The 17,555-nt window shown below is 69.0% G+C and carries 17 protein-coding genes; 6 read left to right on the plus strand and 11 right to left on the minus strand.

What is annotated here, in order from left to right; all coding sequences use genetic code 11:
- Positions 1-119: 119 nt before the first annotated feature.
- The 3 genes from DEO45_RS05100 to DEO45_RS05110 all read left to right on the plus strand — a co-directional run bounded on the left by DEO45_RS05100 (position 120) and on the right by DEO45_RS05110 (position 1,604).
- A complete protein-coding gene (locus DEO45_RS05100) occupies positions 120-482 on the plus strand; it encodes a ComEA family DNA-binding protein (protein WP_114341196.1) in 363 nt (120 codons plus the stop codon).
- 100 nt (positions 483-582) lie between these two features.
- Positions 583-1,056, plus strand: coding sequence for an SET domain-containing protein-lysine N-methyltransferase (locus DEO45_RS05105; protein WP_114341197.1), 474 nt, complete (start codon positions 583-585; stop codon positions 1,054-1,056).
- Between the two features lie 5 nt (positions 1,057-1,061).
- Positions 1,062-1,604: a GNAT family N-acetyltransferase gene (locus DEO45_RS05110; protein ID WP_114341198.1), complete on the plus strand. Its 543-nt coding sequence runs from the start codon at positions 1,062-1,064 to the stop codon at positions 1,602-1,604.
- Between the two features lie 27 nt (positions 1,605-1,631).
- On the opposite strand, the gene DEO45_RS05115 is transcribed toward DEO45_RS05110, so the two are convergent.
- From DEO45_RS05115 to DEO45_RS05135, 4 genes are all read right to left on the minus strand, one after another.
- On the minus strand, positions 1,632-2,555 hold the full coding sequence (locus DEO45_RS05115; protein ID WP_317616004.1) for a hypothetical protein: 924 nt from the start codon (positions 2,553-2,555) through the stop codon (positions 1,632-1,634).
- Complete coding sequence (locus DEO45_RS05120; RefSeq protein WP_114341332.1) at positions 2,555-4,801, minus strand: M1 family metallopeptidase; 2,247 nt, start codon at positions 4,799-4,801, stop codon at positions 2,555-2,557. Before DEO45_RS05120 ends, DEO45_RS05115 begins: the two co-directional genes overlap by 1 nt.
- Positions 4,802-5,141: 340 nt before the next feature.
- Positions 5,142-5,456: a non-heme iron oxygenase ferredoxin subunit gene (locus tag DEO45_RS05130; RefSeq protein ID WP_114341199.1), complete on the minus strand. Its 315-nt coding sequence runs from the start codon at positions 5,454-5,456 to the stop codon at positions 5,142-5,144.
- Positions 5,453-6,001: a GNAT family N-acetyltransferase gene (locus tag DEO45_RS05135; RefSeq protein ID WP_114341333.1), complete on the minus strand. Its 549-nt coding sequence runs from the start codon at positions 5,999-6,001 to the stop codon at positions 5,453-5,455. The genes DEO45_RS05130 and DEO45_RS05135 overlap by 4 nt, the downstream gene beginning before the upstream one ends.
- Before the next feature lie 177 nt (positions 6,002-6,178).
- Between DEO45_RS05135 and DEO45_RS05140 the strand changes: the two genes are divergently transcribed.
- Positions 6,179-8,221 carry a M13 family metallopeptidase gene (locus DEO45_RS05140; RefSeq protein ID WP_114341200.1) on the plus strand — a complete coding sequence of 681 codons (2,043 nt, stop codon included), beginning with the start codon at positions 6,179-6,181 and terminating at the stop codon, positions 8,219-8,221.
- A gap of 70 nt (positions 8,222-8,291) precedes the next feature.
- Here DEO45_RS05140 and panE read toward each other — a convergent pair whose 3' ends face one another.
- From panE to DEO45_RS05175, 7 genes are all read right to left on the minus strand, one after another.
- Positions 8,292-9,224 (minus strand): 2-dehydropantoate 2-reductase, encoded by a 933-nt coding sequence (panE, locus tag DEO45_RS05145; protein WP_114341201.1) that lies wholly within the window; start codon positions 9,222-9,224, stop codon positions 8,292-8,294.
- 1 nt (position 9,225) lies between these two features.
- The gene (locus DEO45_RS05150) at positions 9,226-10,140 is read right to left on the minus strand and encodes an acyltransferase (RefSeq protein WP_114341202.1); all 915 of its coding nucleotides are present in this window, start codon (positions 10,138-10,140) and stop codon (positions 9,226-9,228) included.
- A gap of 75 nt (positions 10,141-10,215) precedes the next feature.
- Complete coding sequence (locus DEO45_RS05155) at positions 10,216-11,463, minus strand: cysteine desulfurase (RefSeq protein ID WP_114341203.1); 1,248 nt, start codon at positions 11,461-11,463, stop codon at positions 10,216-10,218.
- Positions 11,464-11,515: 52 nt separating this feature from the next.
- Complete coding sequence (gene sufD, locus DEO45_RS05160) at positions 11,516-12,835, minus strand: Fe-S cluster assembly protein SufD (RefSeq protein WP_114341204.1); 1,320 nt, start codon at positions 12,833-12,835, stop codon at positions 11,516-11,518.
- On the minus strand, positions 12,832-13,596 hold the full coding sequence (sufC, locus tag DEO45_RS05165; RefSeq protein ID WP_114341205.1) for a Fe-S cluster assembly ATPase SufC: 765 nt from the start codon (positions 13,594-13,596) through the stop codon (positions 12,832-12,834). Before sufC ends, sufD begins: the two co-directional genes overlap by 4 nt.
- A gap of 134 nt (positions 13,597-13,730) precedes the next feature.
- The gene (gene sufB, locus DEO45_RS05170) at positions 13,731-15,197 is read right to left on the minus strand and encodes a Fe-S cluster assembly protein SufB (RefSeq protein ID WP_189339682.1); all 1,467 of its coding nucleotides are present in this window, start codon (positions 15,195-15,197) and stop codon (positions 13,731-13,733) included.
- 8 nt (positions 15,198-15,205) lie between these two features.
- Positions 15,206-15,691, minus strand: coding sequence for an SUF system Fe-S cluster assembly regulator (locus DEO45_RS05175; RefSeq protein WP_114341207.1), 486 nt, complete (start codon positions 15,689-15,691; stop codon positions 15,206-15,208).
- 144 nt (positions 15,692-15,835) lie between these two features.
- Here DEO45_RS05175 and DEO45_RS05180 point away from each other — a divergent pair, with 144 nt between their 5' ends.
- Both DEO45_RS05180 and murU read left to right on the plus strand, forming a co-directional pair.
- On the plus strand, positions 15,836-16,846 hold the full coding sequence (locus DEO45_RS05180) for an aminoglycoside phosphotransferase family protein (protein WP_114341208.1): 1,011 nt from the start codon (positions 15,836-15,838) through the stop codon (positions 16,844-16,846).
- On the plus strand, positions 16,843-17,547 hold the full coding sequence (gene murU, locus DEO45_RS05185; protein WP_114341209.1) for an N-acetylmuramate alpha-1-phosphate uridylyltransferase MurU: 705 nt from the start codon (positions 16,843-16,845) through the stop codon (positions 17,545-17,547). Before DEO45_RS05180 ends, murU begins: the two co-directional genes overlap by 4 nt.
- Positions 17,548-17,555: the final 8 nt, after the last annotated feature.

Below are 17,555 nucleotides of genomic sequence, written 5' to 3' on the forward strand. Positions count from 1 at the left end.
GAAAGCGCCCGCCGCGCACGCCAACCCTGCGGCGTCTCCCACTGCGCGGCCCCTCGCCGCGGCGGCATAGTGCGCCGGCGGCACCCGGATGCCGCCACCACCGACCAAGGAGAAAGGCCATGTTCAGCAAACTCGTCGCTGTTGTGCTTGCACTCGCCCTGGCCATGCCGGGACTGCTGCTGGCCGCCACGCCGGTCAACATCAACCAGGCCGACGCGGCCGCCATCGCCAAGTCGCTGGACGGCATCGGCCCGGCCAAGGCCGAGGCGATCGTGGCCTGGCGCGAAGCCCACGGCCCGTTCAAGAAGGCCGACGACCTCAAGCACGTCAAGGGCATCGGCAAGGCCACGATCGAGCGCAACCGGGCCGCCATCCTGCTCGCCGACGAAGCCGCCCCGACCGGCGCCGGAACGGAGGCTCCCGCCAAGTCAGCGCGCAAGAGCAAACAGGCGGCCGTCGCGGAGGCGGCGGCCGGGGAATAGCCGGCCAGCGAACTCCCCGGCCGGGAACCGGGTGGCGCGGCCCGTGGCAGGCCGCGCCGCCTGCGCTACACTCGCGCGCCCAATCCGACGCCGCCCCGCCATGATCCTGCCGCGCTACCACATCGCCGCCTCCGCCATCCGCGGCGCCGGCAATGGCCTGTTCCTAGACGAAGCCGTGGCGGCGGGGCGCATCATCACCGCGCCGGACGGCATCGAGCAGACGTTCCGCTACGCTGACATCATGGCCTCGCCGGAGCTCCGTGCGCAGTTCCACGCCAGCGCGCGCTGGTTCGAGGACCGTTACACGCTGTCGCCGGACTGGCCGGACGAGTGCTACATCAACCACAGCTTCACGCCGAACGGGTTGTGGCACCTGGGTTTCGTCTTCGCGCTGGCCGAGCTGCCCGCCGGCAGCGAGATCACCGTGGACTACCGGCACCTGCTGCCGCCCGGCCAGGCCGAGGATTTTGTCGATTCGGTCACAGGTGAGACAATCACCGGCTTGTCCTGGCAAGAGAGCCTTGCCGGCAGTACCCGTGCCCTGGCCGAGCTGCTGGCTGTCGCCCAACGTTGAACGTGATGCCTGTTGAAATCCCCACCATCGAAACGGCGCGCCTGCGCCTGACTGCACTTACCGAGCGGCACTTCGCCGACTATGCCGCGATGCTGGCCGACCCGGACAGCACCCGCTGGATCGGCGACGGCCAGCCGCTGGACCGCACCAACGCGTGGCGTTCGCTGGCGATGCTGCTGGGCCACTGGCAGCTGCGCGGCTGCGGCATGTGGGCGCTGGAGCTGAAGGCCAGCGGCGAGTTCATCGGCCGCGCCGGCCTGATGTACCCCGACGGCTGGCCCGACCTGGAAATGGGCTGGATGCTGAAGCCCGAGCACCGCCACCACGGCTACGCCACCGAGGCGGGCGAGGCCGTGCTCGAGTTCGCCTGGAACCACCTACATGCCCAGCGCGTGATCAGCCTGGTGCGGGTCGGCAACGAAGCCTCCGACCGGGTGGCCGAGCGGCTCGGCGGCGAACACATCGAGGACATGGACTTCTACGGCAGCCACAGCCACGTGTTTGCCTACTACCCGCCGCATCGCGAGCATCGCCGCGCCTACGGCTGAGTCGCGGGCGGCCGCGACGGCGGAGCCTCACAGCGGCTGCGGCATCCCGCCGGCGCGCCGGCCTGACGACAGCGAGCGCGCCACTTCGGCCAGCGCATACACCCGCGCCACGCGCACCCAGCCGAGCACCAGCACCACCAGTTGCGCCAGCAGCACGGCCAGCACGGTGCCGCCCACGCCGAGCGCCGGCGTGTGCATGCGGCCGACGCCGAGCGCGAGGGCGAGCGCATAGCCAACCAGGCTGATCAGCAGGTAGCTCAGCAGCGTACTGAAGGGCCGCCGCAACAGTTGCATGAAGCCGCGGCCGAGGGCTCGCGTGGCCGAGCGCAGACCGCCGTTGGCGATGAACACCGCCCGGGCGGACTCCACGATCGCCTGCGCCAGCACGAACAGCAGCACGGCCAGCGCGGCCGCCATGTGCACGGCGCGATCGGCCTGCGACTCCAGCACGGCGCGGGCGCCGATCCGGTCCGCCGCGTCGAACACCACGCCGATCAACACCGCCATCGCCGCATACGGCACGACCGACCACAGCATCAGGCGGAACATGCGGCCGTATTCGACGATGCCACACTGGAGCAGATGGCCGAAGCCCAGCACGCGCCCGGCGCGCCCGCTGCCGACCAGCATGCCGTTGAGGAACGGCGACAGCAGCAGGGTCAGCAGCAGGCCCAGCAGGGCCGCGCCCTTGAGCCAGCCGGTATCGTCGCCCAGCACCGACAGGCCATCGCCGAACATCAGCGGGCTGAAGCGTTCGGCCCACGCCTGCGCGTGCACCGAATGGTCGAGCAGGCCGCCTAACGAACGCCATAACGGCACGCCGACCACGGCGGTCGGCAACAGCAGCAGCACGGTCCACAACAGCAGCAGGCGCCACTGCATGGCGGCCAGCGGCGCGCGTGCAACCGCGGCGAAGTCGACCCGGCGGGAAGCAGGTTTGCCCATCATCATCACAGCGACCCCACCAAGGCATAGAAGGCCTGCAGCAAGGCGGCGGCATCGGCGCTCCAGCGGCGCGAGGCGGCGCCGTCGGCCTTGCTGGCCAGGCTGTCGTTGAGCTTGTTCGCGTCGAGCAGGATCTTCTGCTCCGGGTCCAGCTCGGCCGAGACGACCTTGGCCGGCCGAACGAACCCGAAGCGGGCCCAGCGGCGGGCATCGTTCCAGCGCACGTCCTCATGGCTGCCGTCGGCGAACGTCACCCGCAACAGCTGCGGCACCGGCGCGCCGTCGCGGCGCACGGTGACGGTGCTGCGCCATGGGAACGGGCCGCTGCCCGGCTTCGCCTCCGGATGGGCTTTGTTCCAACTCCTGCGCTGGCTGTCGACCTGCCTGTCGAGCGCGCCTGCATCGAGCTCGCTGCGCTTGCCGTCCTTCATCACGGTGCCGGGCTGCGGCAGCACCTCGACCGCGTCGATGCTGGCGACCCTGTCATCGATCTGGGCGGTGCCGTAGACGTACTGGTCGAAGATCGCATCGACTGCCTGCCGGTTGCCGGAGACCTCGGCCAGGGTGGCGCGCAGGTCGGCCACCGACGGATGGCGGAAGCGCCAGCGCCGGTAGTATTCGTGCATCGCGCGCTCCAGCGCCGGCTTGCCCAGGCGCTCCTCGAGGTCGTGCATGGCGGTGGCGGTGCGCGCGTAGACCGTGCCGTAGCTGCTGCTGGACAGGCGGTCCCACGCATTCGCACCCAGCGGGTCGGGCGGCTTGCGCAGGCCGGCGATCAGGCGCTCGGCGGCAAACGGCCGGATCACCGGCGCGATGCCGAGGCGCTTCATCCAGCCGCTGGCCGCCACGATGTCCTGGCCGCGCCCGCGCAGCATGCGGTCGTCCCAGTATTCGTTCATGCCCTCGTCGAGGATCGGCTCCTCGAACTCGTTCGAGGCCAGGATGCCGTAGAAGTAGCCGTGGCCGAACTCGTGGATGGTGACGAAGTCGAGCGCGTATTGCGTGAGCGTGCCCGGCTCGACCCTGGCGTAGCCATCGGCGGTGAAGAAGGTCGGATACTCCATGCCGCCCGCCTCGGAGGCGTTGTATGGCGGCACCACCGCCGTCACCGTCTGGTACGGGTAGGCGCCCAGCGAGTCCGAGAAGAACGTCAGCGAGTCGGTGGTGGCCTTGAGCACCGGCGCGGCGCTGGCGGCGTATTCGGCGGGATAGATCACCCGCACATCGACCTTCGGGCTGCCCGGCCCCTGCCAGCTGCCATCCAGCGTCTTGTAGCCCTTCGCGGCGACCCAGGCGAAATCGTGCACGTCGCCCTGCATAAAGTGGTACGTGCTCTTGCCGTTCGCCGTCTCGGGCGGCCCCTGCAGCTTGCCGACCGCGCCCACGGTGTAGTCGCTGGGCACGGTGAGGCGCACGTCGTAGAGGCCGAAGTCGGCGTAGAACTCGCTGTTGAAGTGGAACTCGTGGACGTTCCACTGCGGCGCGGTGGCGCCGCGTTCGCCGGCCAGTTCCAGCACGCCGACCTTCGGGAACCACTGCGCCACCAGGTTGAAGTCGCCGAACCAGCCGGTGCGCTCGACCACCCGCGGCAACTGGCTGAGGAAGTCGATGTCCAGCGTCAGCGTGCCGCCGGCCGGCACCGGCTCGGCCAGGTCGATCTGCGCCACGGTCTGGTCGGTGGCCGGGCCGTGGTCAGGCTGCACGAACCGCCACTTCAGCGCGGCGTCACCCTGCTTCACCTGCCTCAGCTCGATCCAACCCCACTCGCCCTTCTTCAGCACCGCCGCGCCGCGCGAACGGCCGTGCGCGGTGAGTACCTCGCGCTCGGTGAACCAGGTGCTGCCCTCGTTCTGGAACGCGTTGAGGTAGAGATGGACGTAGATGCGGTCGACCGGGCGATCGCTGCGGTTGCGCCAGGTCATGCGCTCCCGGCCGCTCACCGCGTGCTTCGCCGCGTCCAGCTCGGCGTCGATGCGGTAGCTCACCACGCGATCGGACAGGGTCGTCTCGCTGCCGCTGCGCTCGCCGCCCCAGGCATTGGCGGCACTCGGCACGGTGACGGCCGCCGCATCGGCGGCCGCGAACGGAATCCCGGGAAGCAGCGCGCCGGCCGGTGCCGGAGTGGATGCCGCCAACGGCGGTGATGCAGCCGGCGTCACTGCCGACGATGCTGCCTGCTGCGCCGCCGCCAGCCACGGCCAGGCCAGGGTCAGCACACACACGCACCCCCACTTGCGCACGACACGCCGCATCACGATCACTCCCCCCGGGCAACCCCCTCAGACTGCTCCCAAGCCGCGCCATCGGCATAGGCCATTGGTCATGCCGGCGACGGCGCCGCACGACTCGGTAGACGTCGCGCCGGTACCGCACCTGCTCGCGCAACTGTCCGACCCGCGCGTCGCCCAGCACTTCACGCAACACCGCGTCGACGCCCGACGCCCGGCGCCAGGCGCCAGGCCAGCGAGGCTGCCGCAGACATGGATCGCCGCGCCGGCATCGACCCGGTGCAGCAGCTCGGCCGCCGCTTCGCGCAGCCGCTGTTGCATATGGATGCGCGCGGCCTGGTCCCGCGACCAGGCGAAGTCGACTTCAGCGGTCGTCGCGGGTCCAGATCGCGTCGTCTTCTTCGCGCACGGGGAAGCTGGCGATCGGCTCGTACGCCGGCGGTTTCGTCACCGCACCGGTGCGCAGGTCGAAGCGCGCGCCGTGGCGCGGGCACTCCACCTCGAAGCCGAATACCTCGCCCCCGGCCAGGTCGCCGCCGTCATGGGTGCAGATGTCCTCGACCGCGTACAGCGCGCCGTCGATGTTGTACACGGCGATCGGGGTGTCGCCATCCCACACCACCTTGTACTCGCCCGGCAGGAAGTCGCCGCGGGTGCCGACGCGGACCCATCCGTTCACGCGGCAACCCCGTCGAAGTCCTTGCGCAGCACCTCGAAGCGCAGGTCGTCGCGGCGCGGGATGCCGAAGCGCTCGTCGCCGTACGGGAACGGCTGGTACTCGCCGGTGCGCCGATAACCGCGGCGCCCGTACCAGGCGATCAACTCCTCGCGCTGCACGATCACCGTCATGCGCATCGCGCGGCAATGCCACTCCCCGTGCGCGATCCGCTCAGCCTCGGCCAGCACCTGCCTGCCCAGCCCGCTGCCCTGCCCGGCCGGGTCTACCGCGAACATGCCGAAATAACCGTTGTCGCCCTGGTGCTCGACATGGCAGCTGGCCATGAGCCGGCCGTCGCGTTCGGCCAGCAGGATGCGGCTGCCGGGGCGCTCGATCAGTCCGCGCACGTCGGCCGCATCGGTGCGCTGGCCGTCCAGCAGGTGCGACTCGGTGGTCCAGCCGCGCCGGCCGGATTCGCCGCGATACGCGGATTCGACCAGGGCCACGATGGCATCGACATCGGCGTGGGTCGCCGCGCGGAAAACGGGAAGCGTCTGTGCGTTCATCGCCATGATGATAGTGCGCCGCCCGGCGCCCCCACCATGACCTGGGGCAGACGGCCCGGGCGTGACCTTCGACACTGTGCAGCTTCCTGCCCTCCTGCCTAGCCTGCGAGGTTCGCAATATGTTGCGACGCTGTCAATCACCGGACGCCTGCGTCCCCGACCCGAAGGAAACCGCCCATGAAGCACCGTTGCATGAAGCCGCTGGCATTCGCCCTGGCGATGACGCTGGGCGGCGGCGCCCTCGCCGCCTCCACCACCGCCTTCGACGTGAACGAGCTGGACAGCTCGATCAAGGCCTGCACCGACTTCAACGGCTTCGTCAACGCGAAGTGGGTGGCCGCCAACCCGATTCCCGCCGACCGCACGCGCTGGGGTTCGTTCGACGCGCTGCGCGAGGACAGCCTCAACGTGCAGCACGCGATCGTCGAGAAAGCCGCGCGCGAAGCGGCTGTCGCCAAGCCAGGTTCGATCGAGCAGAAGATCGGCTATCTGTACGCCTCCGGCATGGATGAAGCGGCCATCGACCGGGCCGGCTTCGATCCGGTCAAGCCGCAGCTGGCGCGCATCGGCGGACTGAAGAACCGCGCCGACGTGGTCGGCTACATCCGCGACAGCTACGCCCGGGGCGAGCCGGTGCTGTTCCGCTTCTTCGGCAACGCCGACTTCAAGGACTCCGACCGGCAGATCGCCTACGCCGGCCAGGGTGGCCTCGGCCTGCCCACCGTCGACTACTACAGCAAGAGCGACTACGCGAAGATCCGCACCGCCTACGTGGCGCACATCGCGAAGCTGCTCGAACTGACCGGCACCGGCACCGGCGCCGCCGACGCGCAGCAGCAGGCCAAATCGGTGCTGGCGTTCGAAACCCGCCTCGCTGCCGTGTCGCTGCCTCCGGTGGAAATGCGCAACCCGCAAAACCGTTACCACTACGTCAGCCTCGCCGAGGCCGACAAGGTAACGCCGGACTTCGACTGGGCCGCGTTCTTCAAGGCGCAGGGCGCCGACGTGAAGGACGGCTTCTCGCTGTCGCAGCCGAAGTTCTTCGCCGAGGTGCAGAAGATGCTGGGCGACGTGCCGCTGGCGCAATGGCAGGCCTACCTGCGCTACCACGCGATCGCCAACGCGGCGCCGTACCTGTCCGCGCCGTTCCAGCAGGAGGACTTCGCGTTCAACGCGCAGACCCTGAACGGCCAGAAGGAAATGAAGCCGCGCTGGAAGCGCGTGCTCGACGCCACCAACGACGGCATGGGCATGGCGCTGGGCCAGCTATACGTGGCCGACCATTTCTCGCCGGTGTCGAAGCAGCGCGCCGAGGAGCTGGTCGCCAACCTACGCGCGGCCTTCCGCACGCGCATCGAGCAGCTCGAATGGATGAGCGACGAGACCAGGCAGAAGGCGCTGCAGAAGTGGGCGACCTTCGTGCCGAAGATCGGCTACCCCGACAAGTGGCGCGACTGGTCCGGCCTCGCGCTGACGCCGCACAACTACTTCGGCAACGTGCAGGCGGCGAACAAGTTCAACTACGACTACGCGATCGCCAAGATCGGCAAGCCGGTCGACCGCACCGAATGGGGCATGACCCCGCAGACGGTGAACGCCTACTACAGCGCGCAGAAGAACGAAATCGTGTTCCCTGCCGCGATCCTGCAGCCGCCGTTCTTCGACGCGAACGCGGACGACGCGATCAACTACGGCGGCATCGGCGCGGTGATCGGCCACGAGATGGGCCACGGCTACGACGACCAGGGCAGCAAGTTCGACGCCCACGGCAACAACGTCAACTGGTGGACCGCGGCCGACCGCACGGCGTTCGAGGCGCGCACCACGAAGCTCGGCACGCAGTTCGACGGCTACGAGGCGCTGCCCGGCAAGCACGTCAACGGCCAGCTCACCATGGGCGAGAACATCGGCGACCTGGGCGGCCTCAACGCGGCGTACACCGCGCTGCAGATGGCGCTGGCGAAGAACCCGGCCGAAGCCCGGCGCAAGATCGACGGCTACACCCAGGACCAGCGTTTCTTCCTCAACTGGGCGCGCGTGTGGCGCGGCAACATCCGCCCCGAGGCGCAGCTGACCCTGCTCAACACCGATCCGCATGCGCCGGCGCAGTTCCGCGCGATCGGCGCGCCGTCGAACATGCCCGAGTTCGCCCGGGCGTTCCGCTGCAAGGCGGGCGACGCGATGGTGCGCGACGGCGCGAAGCAGGTGAAGATCTGGTAATCCGGCGCACCCGGTTCCGCCCGGAAGCCGCGGCCGCAGGGCCGCGGCTTTTTTGCCGGTGTGCGACGGGTCAGGCCGAGGGCGATGCCCGGCCGGCCTCGTAGACCTTCAGGTGGGCGTAGACCACCGCCAGCAGCGAGCGCCCGTCGAGCGGCTGCCCGGCGCGCGCCAGCATGTCGCCGATCACGTGGTCGGCCTCGATCGGGTAGCCGTGCCGCAGGTCGCGCAGCATCGAGGCGGTCAGCGTGGAGCCGGCCTCGGTCAACACGCTGCGGGCGCGCTGCAGGGTCTGCTCGCTCGGTGCATGGCCGGAGCGTTCCGCCACCGCACGGCAATCCTCCAGCAGGTCCAGTGCCGCCGCGGTGCCGCCCGGCGCAGCCACGATCTCGCCGATCGAGCCGCGCATCAGGCAGGTGATCCCGGCCAGCGAGGCGAGGAAGATCCACTTGTCCCACATGTCCTGCAGGACCGTGCCGCTCGGGCGCGCGTCGAAACCAGCGCCGGAAAGGGCCTCGATGATCCGCCGCATGCGCGTCGACGCGCTGCCGTCGCGCTCGCCGAAGGTGAGGCTGTGCGACTGGTTGAGATGCCGCACCACGCCCTGCCCGTCGAGCGTGGCGGCGATCACGCACTGCCCGCCCAGCACGTGCGACGCAGCGAAGCGCGCGTCCAGCAGGTCGAGCTGGCGCATGCCGTTGAGCAACGGCAGGATCGTGGTGTCCGGCCCCACCGCCGGCGCGATGTCGGCCATCGCCTGTTCCAGGCTGTACGCCTTGCAGCTCAGCAGGACCAGGTCATATGGCCCATGCAGCTCGCCGGCCTGCACTGTCGGCGGCGACGGCAGGTCGGCGTCGCCGGTGACGCTGCGGATCGACAGGCCGTGCTGCGCCAGTTGCATCGCGCGCTTTTCGCGCACCAGGAAGGTCACGTCGCGCCCGTGCTGCAACAGGCGTCCGCCGAAATAGCCGCCGGTGGCGCCGGCGCCAACGATCAGAATACGCATATCAATTTCCCGTCGGTGCGGCATCCGCCGCCGTCAGCATGCTTGCCACCTGGGCGTCCTTCTCGCGCCACAGCGTGTTCACCCACAACTTGACGCGTCCGCGAAACGCCGCGTCCTCGTCGTAATTGCCCAGCAACCCGGCCTCGATCGCCCGTTCGCGCACATGCACGCGGATATCGTGCACGCGACCGGCGATGAGATCCGCCATCGTGCAGCGGCCTTCCGGATAGACGATGGTGACATCGAGGATGGCATGCAACGCATCGCCCATCGCGTCAAGCACGAAGGCCAGGCCGCCGGCTTTCGGCCGCAGCAGGTAGCGGTAGGGCGAGGACTGCGCGGCGTGCTTGGCCGGCGTGAAGCGGGTGCCTTCGACGAAATTCATCACCGACACCGGCATGTGGCGGAACTTCTCGCAGGCGCGGCGGGTTGCCTCGCGGTCCTTGCCCTGCAGTTCCGGATGCTTCAGCAGGGTTTCCCGCGAGTAGCGCTTCATGAACGGGAAATCCAGCGCCCACCAGGCCGGCCCCAGCAGCGGCACCCAGATCAGCTGCTGCTTGAGAAAGAAACGCAGGAACGGGATGCGCCGGTTGAACACCCGCTGCAGCACCGGAATGTCCACCCAGCTCTGGTGGTTGCACAGCACCAGGTAGTTGCCGTCGCGACGCAGCCCCGCCAGCCCCTCGATCCGCCAGCGGATGCGGGTGAACAGGTCGAACAGGCGACCGTTGACCCCGATCCAGCTCTCCGCGATGCGCACCAGCAGGCGCGAGCAGGCCTGCCGGATCGCCGGCACCGGCACGATCAGCTTGACCAGGGTGAAGGCGAACAGCGGCAACACGTGGAGCACGATGTTGCCGGCGAGCAGCAGCAACGCCAGCGGGATGCGGATCAGGCCGGGGAGCTTGGCGAGCATGGGATCGGAGGTAACGGAGGGAACGGGAAGCATAATGCGGGCGGCGGCGGCAAGGCCATGCGACCTTCCGACGCTTCACAGCAGCAGCTTGCGCACCTTGAGCAGGGCCACGATGAACGCATCGATCTCCTCGCGCGTGTTGTAGAACGCCAGCGAGACGCGCAGCGTGGCCGGCACGTCGTAGAACTGCATCAGCGGATGCGCGCAGTGGTGGCCTGAGCGCACGGCGACGCCCTGCAGGTCGAGCAGCGTGGCCAGGTCGGTGGCCTGGGCGCCTTCCAGCAGGAACGAGATCACCGGCTCCTTCTGCGCCGCCTCGCCGATGATGCGCAGGCCGGGGATCTCGCGCAGGCGCTCGGTGGCGTAGTGCAGCAACTGCTGCTCCCATGCATGGATCGCCTCGAAGCCCACCGACTCGTAGTAGTCGACCGCCGCCGACAACCCGGCGAAGCCGGCTATGTTCGGCGTGCCGGCCTCGAACTTGTGCGGCGGCGCGGCGAAGGTGGTGCCGCTGAAGCGCACCTCGCGGATCATCTCGCCGCCCCCGAAGAACGGCGGCATCGCCTCCAGGTGCTCGCGCTTCGCCCACAGCGCGCCGGTACCGGTGGGGGCGAGCATCTTGTGCCCGGTGACGGCGTAGAAATCGCAGCCCAGTGCCTGCACGTCGACCGGCCGGTGCGGCGCCGCCTGCGAGCCGTCGACCAGCAGCGCGATGCCGCGCTTCCTGCACTCGCGCGCGATCTCGCGCACCGGGTTGACCGTGCCCAGCACGTTGGAGACGTGGGTGACGCAGGCCAGCTTCACCTCCGGCGTCAGCATCTCGACGTACTTCTCCAAGATCAGCTCGCCGCGCTCGTCGATCGGCGCGGCCTTCACCGTGGCGCCGCTACGCGCGGCGACCAGTTGCCACGGCACGATGTTGGCGTGGTGCTCCATCACCGTGGTGAGGATGCTGTCGCCGGACTTCAGCTGCGGCAGTGCGTAACTGTAGGCGACCAGGTTGATCGACTGGGTGGTGCCGGAGGTGAGGATCACCTCGTTGCGCGACGGCGCGTTGATGAAGCGGGCCAGCTTGTCGCGTGCGCCCTCGTAGGCGGCGGTGGCTTCCTCGCCCAGCTGATGCACCGCCCGCGCCACGTTCGCGTTGTGTTCGCGGTAGTGGTCGTCCAGCGCCTCGATCACCGACAGCGGCTTCTGGCTGGTGTTGGCATTGTCCAGATACACCAGCGGCTTGCCGTGCACGGAGCGCGCCAGCAACGGGAAGTCCGCGCGGATGCGCTGGACGTCGAAGACGGTGGGCGTGCTGGCTTGCGATGCGGTCATCTTCGGCTTTCCGTAGGTAGCTCCCTCCCCTGCCTGCCGGGGAGGAGAAAAATCAGGCGGGCAGTTGGGCGATCAGCAGGCCCGACAGGTGCTCGCGCAACACCGCATTCGGCAGGTCGTCCAGCATCGCGCGGCAGAACGCGGCGGTCAGCAGCGCGCGCGCCTCGCCCAGCGGAATGCCGCGCGAACGCAGGTAGAACAGCGAGCGTTCGTCGAGCTGGCCCACGGTGGCGCCGTGCGCGGCCTTCACTTCGTCGGCGTAGATTTCCAGTTCCGGCTTGGTGTCGATCTCGGCAGCGGGCGACAGCAGCAGGTTCTTGTTGCTCAGGTTGGCATCGCTGCCGTCGGCGCCGGGCGCCACCACGATCGCGCCCCGGAACACGCCCCGCGCACGGTCGCCGGCCACGCCGCGCCAGTGCGAGCTGGAGGTGGTATCCAGCGCCTGGTGGCGGATCGCCAGCTGGGTGTCGATGTGCTGGCGGCCGTGGGGCATGAACACACCGCGGGTGTGGAACTGCGCGCCGTCGCCGACCAGCTCCGCCCGCAGATCGTGGCGTACCAGCGCGCCGCCGAGTTCCAGCACGTGCAGCGTCGCCTGCGCCCGCGCGTGCAGGCGCAGGCCGCTGCGGCGGATCAGGTTGGCGCCGGCGGCGGCATCCTGCACCACCACATGCCGCAGGCGGGCGTGGTCGCCCAGTTCGATGTCGCTGACCAGGGTGGCCAGCTGGGCCTGTTCGCCAAGACTCACATGCTGCTCGACCAGGTCCAGTTCGGCACCTTCGCCCAGCTCGATCACGTTGCGCGCGTGCCAGGCGAGCTCGGCGTCGGCCGCCGCGCCCACGAAGACGAGCCGTACCGGCGCGATGCTCTTCGCATGGGCGGCAACTCGCAGCACCACGCCATCGGCGGCGCGGGCGGCGTTGATCTGCGCGAACGCGTCGCCGGCCTCGCGGCCGTGTCCGACCAGGGCCGGCCGCGACAGCGCAAAACGCAACGGTTCCGCGTCGCCGCGCAGCGCCTGCGACAGCGGCTGCAGCGAAACCCCCGCGGGCAGCGCTTCGAGCGCCGACAGGTCGGCGCGGAACACCCCGTTGACGAAGACCAGCCGCGGCCCCTCCACGCCGGGCAAGGCGAACGCCGCGACATCGACCCCGCGGGCGGCGGCGGCCGCATCGCCGTCGGCGAAGCGGCGCTGGGCGAGGCCGCGCAACGCGGTGTACTTCCACGCCTCGATCCGCGTGTCGGGCAGGCCGCCGGCGGCGAACGCGGCACGATGCTCACGCCGTGCCGCGTCCAGCCACGCGGGGCCGCCGGCCGGCAGCGGCGCCGCGAGCAACGATTCGGCCAACGGCAGCGATGCCGGCTGGTTCATGCCACGGCTCCCGCCGGACGGCTTTCGCCGATCCCGGCGTAGCCATGCTGCTCCAGCTTCAACGCCAGCGACTTGTCGCCGCTCTCGACGATGCGGCCGCCGGCCAGCACATGCACGAAATCCGGCACCACGTAGTCGAGCAGGCGCTGGTAGTGGGTGATCATCAGGAACGCGCGATCCGGCGAGCGCAGCGTGTTGACGCCCTGCGCCACCTGCTTCAGCGCGTCGATGTCGAGGCCCGAGTCGGTCTCGTCGAGGATCGCCAGCTGCGGTTCCAGCACCGCCATCTGGAAGATCTCGTTGCGCTTCTTCTCGCCGCCGGAGAAGCCCTCGTTGACCGCGCGGTGGAGCAGCTCGTCGGAAATCTGCATCACCTTCAGCTTCTCGCGCACCAGCTTGAGGAACTGCATGGAATCAAGTTCCTTCTCGCCGCGCCGTTTGCGCTGCGCATTCAGCGCCGCGCGCAGGAAGTAGGTGTTGTTGACGCCGGGAATCTCCACCGGGTACTGGAACGCCAGGAACACACCTGCGGCAGCACGCGCTTCCGGTTCCAGCGCCAGCAGGTCGATGCCGTTGTAGGTCACCGTGCCGGCAGTCACCTCGTAGCCTTCGCGGCCGGACAACACATTGCCCAGGGTGGACTTGCCGGCGCCGTTAGGCCCCATGATCGCGTGCACCTCGCCCGCGTTCACGGTGAGGCTGAGCCCCTTGAGGATTTCCTTGCCCTCGACGCGGGCATGCAGGTTTTCGATTTTCAGCATGGCTCTTTATGCCTTCGCAGCTTTTACTGTCGTCATTCCCGCGCAAGCGGGAATCCAATTTCGGAGTGCCGCAAGAGCGTCAATGGATTCCCGCTCACGCGGAAATGACGGCCTTGAGGGGGAAGCGCAATCGATCAACCCACCGCGCCTTCGAGGCTTACCTCGAGCAGCTTCTTCGCCTCCACCGCGAACTCCATCGGCAGTTCGCGGAAGACCTGCTTGCAGAAGCCGTCGACGATCATCGACACGGCGTCTTCCTCGCCGATGCCGCGGCTGCGGCAATAGAACATCTGCTCGTCGGAGATCTTCGAGGTAGTGGCCTCGTGCTCGACGATCGCCGTGGGGTTCTTCACCTCCATGTACGGGAAGGTGTGTGCGCCGCACTGCTTGCCGATCAGCAGGCTGTCGCACTGGGTATAGTTGCGCGCGCCCTCGGCGCCCTTCTCCATTTTCACCAGGCCGCGGTAACTGTTGGAGCTGCGCCCGGCACTGATGCCCTTGGAGACGATCTTCGACTTGGTGAACTTGCCGAGGTGGATCATCTTGGTGCCGGTGTCGGCCTGCTGGAAGTGATGGGTCAGCGCCACCGAGTAGAATTCGCCCACCGAGCGGTCGCCGCGCAGCACCACGGAAGGGTATTTCCAGGTGATCGCCGAGCCGGTTTCCACCTGGGTCCAGGAAATCTTGGAATCGTCGCCGCGGCAGTCGCCGCGCTTGGTGACGAAGTTGTAGATGCCGCCCACGCCGTTCTCGTCGCCGGGGTACCAGTTCTGCACGGTGGAGTACTTGATCTGCGCGCCTTCCAGCGCCACCAGCTCGACCACCGCCGCGTGCAGCTGGTTCTCGTCGCGCTTCGGCGCGGTGCAGCCTTCGAGGTAGGAGACGTGGGCGCCTTCCTCGGCCACGATCAGGGTGCGCTCGAACTGGCCGGTGTTCTGCGCGTTGATGCGGAAGTAGGTGGAAAGCTCCATCGGGCAGCGCACGCCCTTCGGGATGAACACGAAGCTGCCGTCGGAAAACACCGCCGAGTTCAGCGCGGCGAAGAAGTTGTCGCCGGTCGGCACCACGCTGCCCAGGTATTTCTGCACCAGTTCCGGGTATTCGCGGATCGCCTCGCTCATTGAGCAGAACAGCACGCCGGCATCGGCCAGCTGCTTGCGGAAGGTGGTGCCGACGGAGACCGAGTCGAACACCGCATCCACCGCCACGCCGGCCAGCGCGGCACGCTCGTGCAGCGGCACGCCGAGCTTCTCGTAGGTTTCCAGCAGTGCCGGGTCGACCTCGTCCAGCGACTTGGGCTGCTTCTTGGGCGCGGCGTAATAGCTGATCGCCTGGTAGTCGATCGGGTCGATGTTGAGCTTGGCCCAGTCCGGTTTCGGCATGGTCAGCCAATGGCGATAGGCTTCAAGCCGCCACTCGGTCATCCACTCCGGCTCGCGCTTGACCGCGGACAGCGCGCGGATGGTGCCTTCGTCCAGGCCCGGCGGCAGGCCGGTCATCTCGATCTGGGTGACGAAGCCGGCGCTGTAGCTGCGGCCCAGCGCTTCGGCCACGCCGGCGTTGTCGCGCAACGCGGTGGCGGTGCTGCCTTCGTTGATCATGGTGTCGTTCATTCGGTGGTGATCCGTCCGGCCTTCGCCGGCATCGCGATCTCGCTCACGGCCACAGCGGCAATCCGCCGCGGCGGCCGCGGTTGGGGCTTGAGCATGTCGGCCAGACTGACCGCGCGCAGCGCGTTCTCCAGCACGTTGTTGATCAGCTGCCAGCTGCCGCGCACGCCGCACTGGGATTCGCGGTCGCACTGGCCCTCGGCCACGCTGCACTCGGTCATGCCGATCGGGCCTTCCAGCGCCTCGACGATCTCGGCCAGCGAAATCCCGCTGGCCGGCCGCGCCAGCCGGTAGCCGCCGTTGACCCCGCGGAACGATTCGACCAGGCCGGCGTGGCCGAGTGCCTTCAGCAGCTTGCTCACGGTGGGCAGTTCCAGCCGCGACTCGTCGGCGATCTGCACCGCGCTGAGCACCTCGCTGGGGTGCGCAGCGATGCAGGTCATCACCACGGTGGCGTAATCGGTCAGTCGGCTGACGCGGAGCATGGGGAAGGCTCGGGCTGGTGCATTTGAATCGGTACCAAAATGGTACTGATTCATCGCCGCGAGGTCAACGCCGTCATGCGCGATTGCCTCGCCAGCGTGGCGGCGGCTCGCTAAGCTGGCGCGGTTCCGCCATCGATGGTTGCCATGATTTCCACGCCCGACCGCGCCACCGCCCGCCTCGCCTGGACCCGCCGCGCGCTCGACGACGACGCGCTGACGCTGGAGCCCGCCTCGGCCGACGCCAGTTTCCGCAGCTACTGGCGCACCCGCCACCACGGCCACAGCTGGATCGTGATGGACTCGCCGCCGGCACAGGAGGACCCGCGACCGTGGCTGGCGATCGGTGCGCGGCTGGCCGCCGCCGGCCTGCACGTGCCGAAGGTGGCGGCGCAGGATCTGCAACAGGGCTTCCTGCTGATCGAGGATCTGGGTTCGCGGCTATATCTCGCCGAGCTGAACGAGGCGAATGCGGACAAGCTTTACGGCGACGCGATGGACGCGCTGCTCACGATGCAGACGAAGGTGGCCTGCGAGGACCTGCCGCCGTTCGACCACACGGTGCTGGTGAACGGGCTGGAAGTGATGCCGACGTGGTTCCTCGAACGCCATCTCGGCCACACGCCCAGCTGCGAAGAGTGGGACGTGCTGGAAGCGGCGTTCGACGTGATCATCCGCAATGCGCTGGCGCAGCCGCGCTGCTTCGTCCACCGCGATTACCACAGCCGCAACCTGCTGGCGGTCGGTGAGAACAACCCGGGGATCATCGACTTCCAGGGCGCACTGCACGGCCCGCTCGCCTACGACCTTGCCTCGCTGCTGCGCGACGCCTACATCGCCTGGCCGCGCGGACGCGTGGAAGGCTGGGTGGAGTCATACAGGCTGCGCCTCCGACAGGCCGGCGTGATCGGCGTGGAAATCGACGCGGCGCGCTTCCTGCGCTGGTTCGACCTCACCGGCCTGCACCGCCACGTGCGCGTGCTGGGCCAGTTCTACCGGCTGTGGTATCGCGATGGCAAACCGGGCTACCTGAAGGACGTGCCGCAGGTGTACCGCTACGTGATCGAGGTGGCGCGCAGCTACCCCGAGCTGGCCGACTTTGCCGCGCTGCTGGAACGCCACGCGCAGGGGCGCGACCTCTCGCAGGTGGCCGCATGAGGCACGCGCTGATCTTCGCCGCCGGCCTGGGCGAACGCATGCGCCCGCTGACCGAGCACACGCCCAAGCCGCTGCTCCACGTCGGCGGCAAGCCGCTGATCGCGTGGCACCTGGAAAAGCTGGCCGCGGCCGGCGTGCACTACGTGGTGATCAATACCTCGCACCTGGCCGAGCAGTTCCCTGCCGCGCTGGGCGACGGCTCGCGCTGGGGCCTGCGCATCCGCTACGCCTACGAAGGCCCGACGCCGCTGGAAACCGGCGGCGGCATGCTCAACGCGCTGCCGCTGCTGGGTTCCGAGCCGTTCCTGGTGGTGAGCGGCGACGTGTGGTGCGACGCCGACTACGCCGCCCTGCCCGCCGAGCCGCGAGGCCTCGCGCACCTGTTGCTGACGGACAATCCCGCGCATCATCCCCGTGGCGATTTCCGGCTGGACGCCGAAGGCTACCTGCACGACGACGGCGAACCCCGGCTCACCTACAGCGGCATCGGCGTGTTCCGCCGCGAGTTGCTGGATGGCTGGCGCGAGGCGGTCGGCGCTGCGCCGGGCGCCGACGCGAAACCGCCGCGCTTCAGGCTGCGGCCACTGCTGGAAACGGCGATCGCATGCGGAAGGGTCGGGGGCTCGCACCATCGCGGCGCATGGACCGACGTCGGCACGCCAGCGCGGCTGGCCGATCTGGAATCCGCGCTGCGCGGATAGCGCGTGAA

The sequence above is a fragment of the Rhodanobacter denitrificans genome (assembly GCF_003335105.1).
Taxonomy (GTDB): Bacteria; Pseudomonadota; Gammaproteobacteria; order Xanthomonadales; family Rhodanobacteraceae; genus Rhodanobacter; species Rhodanobacter denitrificans_A.

What these genes read in the sequence shown, in the direction of transcription:
- DEO45_RS05100 (WP_114341196.1), top strand. Translation starts at nt 120, where the DNA reads ATGTTCAGCAAACTCGTCGCTGTTGTGCTTGCACTCGCCCTGGCCATG.
- DEO45_RS05105 (WP_114341197.1), top strand. Translation starts at nt 583, where the DNA reads ATGATCCTGCCGCGCTACCACATCGCCGCCTCCGCCATCCGCGGCGCC.
- DEO45_RS05110 (WP_114341198.1), top strand. Translation starts at nt 1,062, where the DNA reads ATGCCTGTTGAAATCCCCACCATCGAAACGGCGCGCCTGCGCCTGACT.
- DEO45_RS05115 (WP_317616004.1), bottom strand. Translation starts at nt 2,555, where the DNA reads ATGATGATGGGCAAACCTGCTTCCCGCCGGGTCGACTTCGCCGCGGTT.
- DEO45_RS05120 (WP_114341332.1), bottom strand. Translation starts at nt 4,801, where the DNA reads ATGCGGCGTGTCGTGCGCAAGTGGGGGTGCGTGTGTGTGCTGACCCTG.
- DEO45_RS05135 (WP_114341333.1), bottom strand. Translation starts at nt 6,001, where the DNA reads ATGAACGCACAGACGCTTCCCGTTTTCCGCGCGGCGACCCACGCCGAT.
- DEO45_RS05140 (WP_114341200.1), top strand. Translation starts at nt 6,179, where the DNA reads ATGAAGCACCGTTGCATGAAGCCGCTGGCATTCGCCCTGGCGATGACG.
- panE (WP_114341201.1), bottom strand. Translation starts at nt 9,224, where the DNA reads ATGCGTATTCTGATCGTTGGCGCCGGCGCCACCGGCGGCTATTTCGGC.
- DEO45_RS05150 (WP_114341202.1), bottom strand. Translation starts at nt 10,140, where the DNA reads ATGCTCGCCAAGCTCCCCGGCCTGATCCGCATCCCGCTGGCGTTGCTG.
- DEO45_RS05155 (WP_114341203.1), bottom strand. Translation starts at nt 11,463, where the DNA reads ATGACCGCATCGCAAGCCAGCACGCCCACCGTCTTCGACGTCCAGCGC.
- sufD (WP_114341204.1), bottom strand. Translation starts at nt 12,835, where the DNA reads ATGAACCAGCCGGCATCGCTGCCGTTGGCCGAATCGTTGCTCGCGGCG.
- sufC (WP_114341205.1), bottom strand. Translation starts at nt 13,596, where the DNA reads ATGCTGAAAATCGAAAACCTGCATGCCCGCGTCGAGGGCAAGGAAATC.
- sufB (WP_189339682.1), bottom strand. Translation starts at nt 15,197, where the DNA reads ATGATCAACGAAGGCAGCACCGCCACCGCGTTGCGCGACAACGCCGGC.
- DEO45_RS05175 (WP_114341207.1), bottom strand. Translation starts at nt 15,691, where the DNA reads ATGCTCCGCGTCAGCCGACTGACCGATTACGCCACCGTGGTGATGACC.
- DEO45_RS05180 (WP_114341208.1), top strand. Translation starts at nt 15,836, where the DNA reads ATGATTTCCACGCCCGACCGCGCCACCGCCCGCCTCGCCTGGACCCGC.
- murU (WP_114341209.1), top strand. Translation starts at nt 16,843, where the DNA reads ATGAGGCACGCGCTGATCTTCGCCGCCGGCCTGGGCGAACGCATGCGC.